Annotated in this window: 17 protein-coding genes; 4 read left to right on the top strand and 13 right to left on the bottom strand. The window is 68.1% G+C overall.

The window, feature by feature from the left end; genetic code table 11:
* Window positions 1–66 precede the first annotated feature (66 nt).
* From PQI07_RS29585 to PQI07_RS29600, 4 genes are all read left to right on the top strand, one after another.
* Window positions 67–1,194 (top strand): 2'-deoxycytidine 5'-triphosphate deaminase, encoded by a 1,128-nt coding sequence (locus tag PQI07_RS29585; RefSeq protein WP_274928471.1) that lies wholly within the window; start codon window positions 67–69, stop codon window positions 1,192–1,194.
* Between the two features lie 191 nt (window positions 1,195–1,385).
* Window positions 1,386–1,829: a hypothetical protein gene (locus PQI07_RS29590; protein ID WP_274928472.1), complete on the top strand. Its 444-nt coding sequence runs from the start codon at window positions 1,386–1,388 to the stop codon at window positions 1,827–1,829.
* Window positions 1,830–1,890: 61 nt separating this feature from the next.
* Window positions 1,891–2,355: a hypothetical protein gene (locus PQI07_RS29595; RefSeq protein ID WP_274928473.1), complete on the top strand. Its 465-nt coding sequence runs from the start codon at window positions 1,891–1,893 to the stop codon at window positions 2,353–2,355.
* A 429-nt stretch (window positions 2,356–2,784) separates the two neighbouring features.
* Window positions 2,785–3,141 (top strand): hypothetical protein, encoded by a 357-nt coding sequence (locus tag PQI07_RS29600; RefSeq protein WP_274928474.1) that lies wholly within the window; start codon window positions 2,785–2,787, stop codon window positions 3,139–3,141.
* Window positions 3,142–3,196: 55 nt separating this feature from the next.
* Here PQI07_RS29600 and PQI07_RS29605 read toward each other — a convergent pair whose 3' ends face one another.
* The 13 genes from PQI07_RS29605 to PQI07_RS29670 form a co-directional block, all read right to left on the bottom strand.
* Window positions 3,197–3,844, bottom strand: a complete 648-nt coding sequence (locus PQI07_RS29605; protein WP_274928475.1) for a hypothetical protein — start codon at window positions 3,842–3,844, stop codon at window positions 3,197–3,199.
* Window positions 3,845–3,864: 20 nt separating this feature from the next.
* A complete protein-coding gene (locus tag PQI07_RS29610) occupies window positions 3,865–4,113 on the bottom strand; it encodes a hypothetical protein (protein ID WP_274928476.1) in 249 nt (82 codons plus the stop codon).
* Window positions 4,114–4,345: 232 nt separating this feature from the next.
* Complete coding sequence (locus PQI07_RS29615) at window positions 4,346–5,581, bottom strand: RNA-guided endonuclease InsQ/TnpB family protein (protein ID WP_274928477.1); 1,236 nt, start codon at window positions 5,579–5,581, stop codon at window positions 4,346–4,348.
* Between the two features lie 447 nt (window positions 5,582–6,028).
* Window positions 6,029–6,283: a hypothetical protein gene (locus tag PQI07_RS29620; protein ID WP_274928478.1), complete on the bottom strand. Its 255-nt coding sequence runs from the start codon at window positions 6,281–6,283 to the stop codon at window positions 6,029–6,031.
* Between the two features lie 11 nt (window positions 6,284–6,294).
* Window positions 6,295–6,507 (bottom strand): hypothetical protein, encoded by a 213-nt coding sequence (locus PQI07_RS29625; protein ID WP_274928479.1) that lies wholly within the window; start codon window positions 6,505–6,507, stop codon window positions 6,295–6,297.
* Window positions 6,508–6,534: 27 nt separating this feature from the next.
* A complete protein-coding gene (locus PQI07_RS29630; RefSeq protein ID WP_274928480.1) occupies window positions 6,535–6,726 on the bottom strand; it encodes a hypothetical protein in 192 nt (63 codons plus the stop codon).
* A gap of 10 nt (window positions 6,727–6,736) precedes the next feature.
* Window positions 6,737–7,000: a hypothetical protein gene (locus PQI07_RS29635; protein WP_274928481.1), complete on the bottom strand. Its 264-nt coding sequence runs from the start codon at window positions 6,998–7,000 to the stop codon at window positions 6,737–6,739.
* Between the two features lie 10 nt (window positions 7,001–7,010).
* Window positions 7,011–7,247 carry a hypothetical protein gene (locus PQI07_RS29640; RefSeq protein ID WP_274928482.1) on the bottom strand — a complete coding sequence of 79 codons (237 nt, stop codon included), beginning with the start codon at window positions 7,245–7,247 and terminating at the stop codon, window positions 7,011–7,013.
* Window positions 7,248–7,259: 12 nt separating this feature from the next.
* Complete coding sequence (locus PQI07_RS29645; RefSeq protein WP_274928483.1) at window positions 7,260–7,517, bottom strand: hypothetical protein; 258 nt, start codon at window positions 7,515–7,517, stop codon at window positions 7,260–7,262.
* Window positions 7,514–8,083 (bottom strand): DUF4326 domain-containing protein, encoded by a 570-nt coding sequence (locus PQI07_RS29650; protein ID WP_342462667.1) that lies wholly within the window; start codon window positions 8,081–8,083, stop codon window positions 7,514–7,516. Before PQI07_RS29650 ends, PQI07_RS29645 begins: the two co-directional genes overlap by 4 nt.
* Before the next feature lies 1 nt (window position 8,084).
* Window positions 8,085–8,342: a hypothetical protein gene (locus tag PQI07_RS29660; RefSeq protein WP_274928484.1), complete on the bottom strand. Its 258-nt coding sequence runs from the start codon at window positions 8,340–8,342 to the stop codon at window positions 8,085–8,087.
* A gap of 29 nt (window positions 8,343–8,371) precedes the next feature.
* Window positions 8,372–8,599, bottom strand: coding sequence for a hypothetical protein (locus tag PQI07_RS29665; RefSeq protein ID WP_274928485.1), 228 nt, complete (start codon window positions 8,597–8,599; stop codon window positions 8,372–8,374).
* 174 nt (window positions 8,600–8,773) lie between these two features.
* Window positions 8,774–9,388 (bottom strand): AAA family ATPase, encoded by a 615-nt coding sequence (locus tag PQI07_RS29670; RefSeq protein ID WP_274928486.1) that lies wholly within the window; start codon window positions 9,386–9,388, stop codon window positions 8,774–8,776.
* Between the last annotated feature and the right edge of the window lie 82 nt (window positions 9,389–9,470).

Below are 9,470 nucleotides of genomic sequence, written 5' to 3' on the forward strand. Positions count from 1 at the left end.
CTTCCTTTGACATCGGCCCAATCCGACGACAGGGTAGGAAGGAACGAACTCACATCGTAGCGGCGGATGACCCACGTTCCCAAACCTGCGGACCTGCGCGCCCAGCCGGCGTTCGAATCCGGCACCCAGCCCGACAGCGCGATCCGGCTCATGGCCGATGCAGGCATGATCGCTTCCGACATCCCGTTCGTGGACGGGCAGATCCAACCGGCAAGCCTCGACCTGCGCCTGGGTGCGAAGGCGTGGCGCGTCCGGGCGAGCTTCCTTCCCGGGAGCGAGGCTACGGTCCGGCAGCGCATCGACCGCCTCGGCCTGTTCGAGATCGATCTGACCGAAGGCGCGGTGCTGGAGACGGGCTGCGTCTACGTCGCCGAGATCCAGGAGCGCATCGCCCTCGCCTCCTCCATGCACGGGGCCGTCAACCCGAAGAGCTCGACCGGACGCCTGGACGTCTTCACCCGCGTGCTGGCCGACCACGCCGCCGCGTTCGATACCGTCGCTCCCGGATACGTCGGCCCGCTCTACGCGGAGATCGCACCCGGCGTATTCCCCGTCGTGGTCCGGAAGGGGTCGCGTCTCTCCCAGATCCGCTTCCGCCAGGGTCGTTCGCGCCTGAGCGACGCCGAGACCGCCACCCTCCATGCGGCCGACCCTCTGACGGACGCTCCGGCACCCTGCTTCCAGAACGGGGTGGCGTTCTCGATGGATCTGCAGGGGTTCGGCCCGGAGCGGATCGCCGGCTACAAGGCCCGGCCCTACGCGGGCATCGTGGACCTCGACAAGGTCCGGGCCCACCCGAGGGGAGTATTCTGGGAGCCCATACCGGCCCCGAGCGATGGTCTTCTCGTTCTCGACCCGGGAGCCTTCTACATATTCGCGTCGAAGGAGGCCATCGTCGTTCCTCCTGAATACGCTGCTGAGATGATACCGTTCGATCCATTACTCGGCGAGCTCCGAATTCACCAAGCCGGTTTTTTCGACTGCTCGTTCGGACATCATTGCTCCGGCGGATCGGGATCGCGCGGCGTCCTCGAAATTCGCTGCCGAGACGTGCCTTTCGCCGTAACCCACGGACAGGTGGTCGGCCGGCTCGTCTACGAACGGATGGCTGCCCGGCCGGAGCGCCTTTACGGCACCGAGGTGGCGTCCAACTACCAGCGACAGGGCTTGGCCCTTAGCAAGCACTTCACCTGAGGGGAGAGCCAAATGGCAGAGCATGCGACCGATCTCCTCGTCTTTCTGTCCGCAGCAGCGCTGTCGTTCCTTTGTTTTCACACGCAGCCGCGGATCCGACCGGTCCCGGTGCGGGTAGTCTCCAGGCCGCGGACCTGACCCTGCCAGCATCCGGAGGCCGGGAGGCCCAGTTCCAGCCGAACGTGACGCCGATGCCCGCTGGATCCGACGAAGTCCGTGTGCTGGACGACGGCCCATTCGCGACGACGTGGCTCGCGGCGGCCGCGCTCGGTCATGCGATCGACATCGCCCCCATGATGCGTGTCCGGATCTGCCTCGCGCACCTGCAGGAGATCGCCTTCCTGGCCACGTCGATCGGCAGCCTCGCCTTCATCGGCTCCTGGACCGTGCTCTGCCTGCGCCTCGGCTTCCGCGGAGACGGACGACGCACGACCCTAGGCGTGGCGCTGATCCTCGTCGCGACTGCTGCGACCGCCGCGATCATGCCGACCGGGTCGTCGATCCGGATCATGGCGTTCTCGAACGGCATCGCCGCACTCGTCATGCTGGCTTGGGCTTACCCAGTCGGCTTCCTGGACCGCATGTTCGGCCGGACCGGCCCTGCGCAGGACGAGTCCGGCGAAGGAGCGACCTGATGAGCGCGGCTGCATTTGCCGTTTTCGACGCGTGCCGACACCTTCGGCGGGCGAGGATTCCATGGCCCGTCTGAAACAACGTCTCGAAGCCGCCCAGGCCGATCTCGTCGCGAGATTCGACCGCGCCCTGTTGGCCGTGGCGCCGCTGACGGAGCTCGTCGCCGACCTCGTCGAGGCCGGCGTCCAGGCTTCCATCCGTCTGGACCTGCCGACCCACGGTCAGGTCGGTGTCCAGGGCAGTCTCGTGGTCACGACCTTCCACGACGCGTCGTCGACCGATCCGACCACGCTGTACGATCTCGACGTGAATACGTCGCTCGGCACCATCGCCGTCTCCACCCATGTTCCGACGCCCGCGGAGGATCCCGAGGCCTACGACCTGAGCGCAAGGCCGGAGCCGATCTGGGAGGAGGACTTCCGCTCCGCCGACGGAGGCTATGGACGTCGCAGCATCCACGACCTCCGCGAGGAGATCGAGAACGCGTTCGTCGCCCGCGCGATCGCCGCGCCCGGGCCACGGCCATGAATGACGACATCAGGTATTTCGACTGCGGCGACTGCCCGCTCTACGGCGGGTGCGTGCGCGTCTGCGCCCACGCCCTGGCCCCTCATGAGCCCGTTCCTGCGCATCGCGCCCGGGACCTGTTCGAGGCCGCCGATCTGGCCGCGGCAGCCGCGTGCCCGGCACCGCAACCTAGCTGGGCGCCGACGGCGTCCGACACCGATCGGGGGACCACGTCGTGACGGATGGAATCCGTGTTCTGGCGACGGCCTCGAGCTGCCTCGCCGCCGCGGCGGCCGCGATCGCCGCCGCCGGCGAAAGGCATCTAAAGGGCACCGACGAGCTGCGCTGGCCGGGCAGGATCCACCGGGAGCTCGGCAAGAAGCCCAGGATCAAGGATTGGGAATTTCGCGGTCGGAAGGGAACACGCAGGGTATGACGACGGAAACCAGCATGCGGCTGTTGGAGGCCGCGGCCGAACTGGACGACCGCGTCGCGCGGCTGGTCGCCGCCGCGGAGACCGCTCTGGCAGCCGCCAGGGGCAACGGCTCACTGGATGCGGCCGATCCGGCGCTGAAGAGCCTGGAGGCGGCCCTGCAGCCGCTGTCGGCCTCTGCCAAGCGGGTCTACCACCCCAAAAGGCAGCACACCTACGTGGTCGGAAGCACGATCGAGATGCAGATCTCGTCCGGTCCCTACAAGGGTGCCGAGGGCAAGCTCGTGCAGGTGTACCACGCAGCCTGCGGCAAGGCTTGGGGGCGCTTCGTCGAGGAATTCAGGGACGGACGCTTCGTATCCGTCCCCGCATGAGCGACTTGCCGAACCGCCGCTGTCCGTGATCACTCGACATGGCATGCAGCCGCCTCTAGCCGGCTGCACCCATCGTAGGATTGTCCTGCCTACGCTCGTGCTCGGCCCGCCCCTCCTCCGTCACCGCCCATCGTGCGAACCGCTCCCGCACAACCCAGCCGCGCGCCAGCATCTGGCGCATGCGGTTGCCGCCCAGCGCACAGGCCCGCTCGGTCTTCAGGGACGGATCGAGCGCGCGGCCGAGGTCGCCCGTGCTGACGATCCTCGGGTTCTCGACCATGGTGGCGAGGGCGTGGAGCAGAACCCTGCCGGGATCCTTCACGGGAGGCGAATGCTTCAAGATGGACAGGACGGTCGCCAGCACGCCGGCGAGGCGCTCGCGATCGGGCATCGGCACCCCAGGCTCCGAGAGCTCCGACAACAGCACCTCGAGAGCTTCGGCCGCCTGGGCCGCCGCACCTCCGGACGTCGGGTGCGAAGCTGCCGACCGACGCGCTCCGCCGGCAGCTTCGATGCGGGCGGACAGCCAATCCCGCAGCTGCTCGGTTTCCGGGCCGGATAGGTTCGTCAGTGCGTAGCTCGAGCCATCCTCGCCGTTAGGGACCAGGACGCCGATCTCGGCGATCATCTCGTCGGGATCGTCGACGATGGCCCCACACCGCAGGCCGCTCTCTTCGAGCACGAACTTGTCGAGATCCCGCATCGGGTCCATCCCCATCGTGTTCACGCAGCCTGGAAGCGGCTTTCCATCGTCAGCACCGCCGGCCGGGCGCGCTGGGCGATGGAATCGAGAGCGGCGAATGCGGGCGAACGCACGAACCGCAGCAACCGGGACAGCCTGCCCCAGAACGGCCACTGCGAGCGCAGTCTCGCCCGCACCTCGACCATCAGGCCCTCCAGGGCCTCGACCTCGATGGTGAAGTCCGTCGACGGGTCCGGATGGTGGCCGAAGATTCCGAGTTTGTCCTTCATCGTCGTTCCTTGCCTGCGAGAGCCGGAGCCGAGGAGGCGATCGCGCCTCCGATCGGTATCGGACTGGACCAATGCGGGGAGGCGGACCTCCAACCTGCCGGCGCACCGTATGGCCGTATTGCCTCCGCTCAATTCCAGCCGGAGCCAGGGCGGCGCCTTACGCCAGTGACTGCTTTCGGTCTTTCGTCATCTGGGGTTGGTGGGCCCCAGCCGACGGTCTCCAGCGTCGCCCTCAGGCTACGAGGAGCGTCCCGGGACGACGCATGGCCCGACGGCCCACGTTCGCGTCCCCAAGGGGCAGACCCCCCTCGCTCGCGGCTTGCGCCGCAAGACCTCGGGCCAGGATCACCCTGGCCGCATTCACGTCACGGTGCAGGTCCAGGCCGCAGCCGCAGCGGTGCCGTCGCTCCGACAGAAGCTTCGGCACGGCCGCTCCGCACTCACTGCACGCCACGCTCGTGCCTCTCGCCTCGACGAGAATGAGCTCGCCACCGGCGCGTTCGGCCTTGTAGCGGATCATCCTCGCGAGTTCGCTCCAGCCCGCATCCAGGATCGCGCGGTTCAATCCCCGTTTCTGCGCGACGTTCGTGCCAGTCTTCTCCACGCTCCCGGCCGCCGAGCGGGTCATGTTCGCCACGGACAGACGCTCCATGGCGATGAGGCTGTGAGCCTTCGTCAGAGTCGCGGAGACCTGATTGAGGTGGTTATTGCGAGCGTTGGCGATTTTGGCCAGCTGTCGGCCGAGCTTGGCCCGTACCTTCCGACGTCGGTTCGATCCCTTCCTGCAACGCGCCAGCGCACGCCGCGATCTGCGGATCTCCCGCGCCCGTCGGCTCGCCGGGCGGACGTTCCTGATCCGATCGCCGGTCGAGAGGGTGGCAAGGGCCTCCACGCCCAGGTCGATGCCGACAGCATCGTCAGCTGACTCATGGCTCACCGCAACGACCTCGGTGGTTTCGACGAGGAAGTTGACGAACCAGTGGCGCTCGCGACGAGTGAAGACAACGCTTAGGAGGCGGGCATCCTGCGGGAGCGTCCGATCGTGGTTGAGTCGGATGCCGCGGTCCATGCCCTTGAGGTGCAGACGTCCGCCTTCCAATCGGATGCCGCACGCCTCTAGCAGGCCGAAGCTGCGCCAGCGTGCGGCGGAACGGAATCGGGGAAACCCGGCCTTGCGGCCTCGGCGCACGCGCGAGAAGAAGCCGGTGAATGCGTCCTCGACGCGCTTGAGCGTCCAGCGTCCCATGTTGACCGGATCGGCACCGTGACCGTCCGGATCATCGGCCCGAATTACGGTGAGGCTCTTCTGCTGGTCGAGCCGTGTGACGGCCTTGCGGCTGAGCCGCCACGCATCGCGTCGCTCCTGCAGGCTGGCGTTGTAGAGTTCGCGCTGCCGCTCCAGACGCTCGGCTAAGAGCCGATGCTGGGCAGCTGTAGGCCGCAGTTTTTGCCGAAAGGCTAGTATCATACAGCCAAGCTAGGAACGTAATACGAACGCGTCAATCCGCTTGAACCGCCATCCTTTCCGAATGACAAACAACCGAAGATCCGAAGCTCGTCGTTCAACGCCGTTCCTTCTCTGTGACGGATCAGACCGTGGAAGCCTCGGCTCCTCCGGCGGGTATCGGACTGGACCAATGCGGGGAGGCGGACCTCCAACCTGCCGGCATCTATGCTATGACCAATGTCGCGCGAACCGCTATGCCGCTGGCAGCCGAAGCCGCACCGCCGATGTGGTCAGGGAGTGTTTCCGGGTTCCTGCCCCGTGCTCGAGTTGCCGCATTGGTCCAGTCCGATCCGCGTTCCCTCGCCCTCGAGCTTTCTATCCCCCTTCTATCGGGACTGCGTCCGCCCGACGCCCAAGGCATTGCCACGGCTTGCTGATTCATATCGACCGATCGCTGTACTTCCCGCCTCAGCCGAGCATGGGCTCCACCTCGGCGTCGACGATCGTCGCGACGGCGTGGTCCTCCGGGTGGACGAACAGGTCCGTCGCGCCGTCCTTGTGTCTGACCTTGCGGAAGCGGATGCCCTTTGCGCGATAGGCGGCGATGATCGTGGCGGAGGGCTCGCATCGCCATTGCGGCCAGCGCACGCCCTCGACCGTGCGCCAGCATTCGGCGGAGTTCTTGACTCCGTGATGGTTCCGCGGCCCCGTCGGCTGACCCATGGTCGCTCCCCCTACCGACGCGGTCGGCGCTTCTCGCGTTGCTTCCAGTCCTTCGCCGGCGGTCCAACGCGCACCCGCATGTCCTCCTCGGGCCAGACCGGGGTCGGCTCCTCGATCCGCACGACGTGCCGATCCTTCGCGTCCGCGCCCGACAAAGCCCGCTCGACGGCGGCGGCCAGTCCGGCGCCGAGCCCGGCTATGATGGCTACCCTGCGGTCCCGCATCCCATCCTCCTCGAAGCCCTGGCCCTGCTACCCTGCCGCATTCGCGAGCGGCTGCCGTCGCTGCCCCAGACGCTCGGCGATGATCCTCGCGAGTTCCCGCAGGCTCAGTTCGCTCATGGGCTCCGTCGGCCCGTACTCCGGCGACTTCACCCAGGCGCGCCACTCGTCGACGATCTGCCGGGCCAAGCGGTCGTCCTCCACCTCGTAATTGCACGCCATGATCGGCCCCTCAGTCGGTCACGCCGTCCATCAGCGGAGCGGTGCGGCCGCAGACCTCCCGAAAGAACCGCACCTCCGCGTCCGTAAGCGCGCGGGAGAACGTGACCTCGATCGTGCCCGGCTTCTCCGTAGAGACGTGCGCCTCCGCGAAGGAGAGCCGTTCCGGCCGGCTGCCGACGAGATGCAGGGCCGCCCGGCGGACGCGGTCCTGCGCTTCGCCGGGCGGAAGCAGGGTGCGCCGAAAGTCCTTCGGACGGTTCGTGTCCAACGGCATGTCCGCCTCCCTAGCAACGTGCGTCGCGTGCCGCGGCGATCGCTGCGCGACCCGGGGCCGAATTCGCCCAGTCCTCGCCTTTGACCGTGCTCTCGATCCCGGCACACTGATAGAAACCGGCGCGGCGGGCGGCCTCGTAGTCCGCCTGCATCCCGTTGCGCTCCACGTCGCGGAGCGTGAAATGGTGGCCCAGAACGGCCATGCAGCGGGCGAAGGCGGCTTCGGCCACCGTGATCCTTCCAACCATGGCCGAATCCTCCTATTCGCCTCGTATCAGGCCTTCGCCGTCCGCCATCTCGGCACCGCAGCCGCCGCTCCAGTTGCCGTTTACGTTGGCCAGAACCAGCATGTGTCGCTGGCCGTCGTCGAAGCGCAGGCTGCCGCTCCCGGATCCGCCGAAGATCTGGACGCCCAGGGCTCGTGCTTCGAGGGCGGCGCGCTCGATCCGACGCGCGATGGACGCGACCTTCTTCGGGTCGACCCCGGCCGCCGCACACTCGTCTTCGTTCAAGATCATCCCGTCCCCCCTGGGGTCTCGTTTCGGATCTCGGCGGGCCGATCCCGCCACCACGCCACAAGATCCTCCCGGTTGCCGTTCGCGAGCCGCAGGAGGGTGTCACCGTGGCAGGCGGCCGGGGCGCAGAAGCAAACGAGGTGTCGGCCGCGGAGCTCGCCGAGGTCGCGCAGCAGATGGGGCTGGCCGCGCAGCCACGCCTCGTGCTTCGCGATCACCGTCCGCCGGTCGCCGTCGCGGCCGATTCGGAAGGGATTCCCCCACTTGCCGCCGCGACCGATGAAGACGGCTTCGGTGGCCGGGTCGTAGCAGTGTCTGTTGAGTACGGACGGAAGGACGGACCCTCCCTCCTCGGTCGTCGCGCGCGCCGATCCCGGGGCGGGCACCGGATCGCCTGCGGCCTCGCGCACGGCGATCCAGGAGCGGATCGCAGGGATCAGATGCTCCTTCGCCTCCTGTTCGGTGCGGCCGAAGGAGGAGCATCCCGGCAGGTCCGGCACCGTCGCGACGAAGCCCGAACCGTCGCCGCTCTCGGCCATCGTCGAGCGATAGAGGTAGGGCAGGTCCATCTCAGACCCGCCCGCCGATCCGCCGCGCCTTCCTGCGGGCACGTCTCTCGTCGGCCGCGGCGAGAGCGGCCACGTCGGCCGCCGTCAGTTCCCGTGCGGCCGACGGAGGCTCCACCGGATCCGGCGCCCGGACCGGCTCCGGTCTCGGTTCGACGCTCGGGCGCGCCTCCGGCCGCACGGCCGCCGCCTCGGCTGCGAGCGCGGCCAGCCCGACGAGGCCGTACAGTCCGATGCTGTGGTGCCTGATGCCACCGACCATGACGTGTCTCCGGGCCTTCCGTCGTGCGCCTAGTTCGATGCCGCCAGGACTGCCCGAGCCTCGGAGAGGCTCATGTCGGGCGCGTAGTCGGGGGCCAGGGACGGGTCCGCCGCGAATTCCGCTTGCAGGAACGGCTCGAACGCCACGCGGGCCGACGCCTTCGTGGCGAGGCAGACGGATCGCCCGTCGGCACCCATGTCGTCGAGCACCTGCCACATCGCTTCGGCGAGGCGGCCGACCTCTTCCGGCGTCGGCATCGAGATTCCTTCAGGCCGTTCGGCTCATCCCGAAGGGCCGACGGGCCCCGAACGAAGGAATAAACCGCAGATTTCGAAGCATCATGCCTTCGAATGCTCCGCACATCCAGCGCATTCCGACCGCCGACCCGAAACCGGGTTTCCACGCCGTTAAGGCTGTCCCGCGCAGCACCTCTAGCCGCGGCCGCATTCCTTGCGGATCGCCCGGAGCGAATGTCCGGCGACCGTCGGCATCGCGTCGAGCACCATGCGGATCCGCGTGGTGTGATCGTGCGCGTCGACCGGGATCGCGCGCACGGAGCCGCGCGCGGCATGGATCCCACCTTCGATCAGCATCTGGATGTGCTGCTGGTAGGCCGGGTCGCCGGACGGCTTGCCGTCGGCCACGACGTAGACCGGCAGCGGTTGGAGCAGGAACACGGCGTCGAACAGCTCCCGTGTGAGCGCGATGCACCGGTCGCGGTAGGCGACGACCGACCGGGATGCCGCCTCCTCGAGGCCCGCGTGCATGCCCACCTCCGCGATGAGGTAGGCGCACATGTCGAACGGCGTGCGGTCGGTGATCCGCCCTCCTCCGTCCTGGCGGATCTCGCGGTCGTAGAGGTCGAGCACACGGTGCTGCATCGACAGCCGCTCGGCGATGTCCATCTTCGCGACGGACTCGTAGCCCAGCGTCTTCGCCAATCGACCGAAGGAGCCGTCGTAGTAGCCGATGCCGGCCCTCTCCGCGACGTCCCGCGCGAGGGTGGACTTTCCGGACCGATGGGTGCCTGCGAGGCCGAGGATCATGGAGAGGAGTCCTGGTGTCGGGTTCGGTTGGTGGCGGAGCGTCTTCGCCTGGGCGGCGCGCGGTGCGGCCGGCTTGAGGGAG

It is taken from the genome of Methylobacterium sp. 092160098-2 (assembly GCF_028920805.1).
GTDB classification, from domain to species: domain Bacteria; phylum Pseudomonadota; class Alphaproteobacteria; order Rhizobiales; family Beijerinckiaceae; genus Methylobacterium; species Methylobacterium fujisawaense.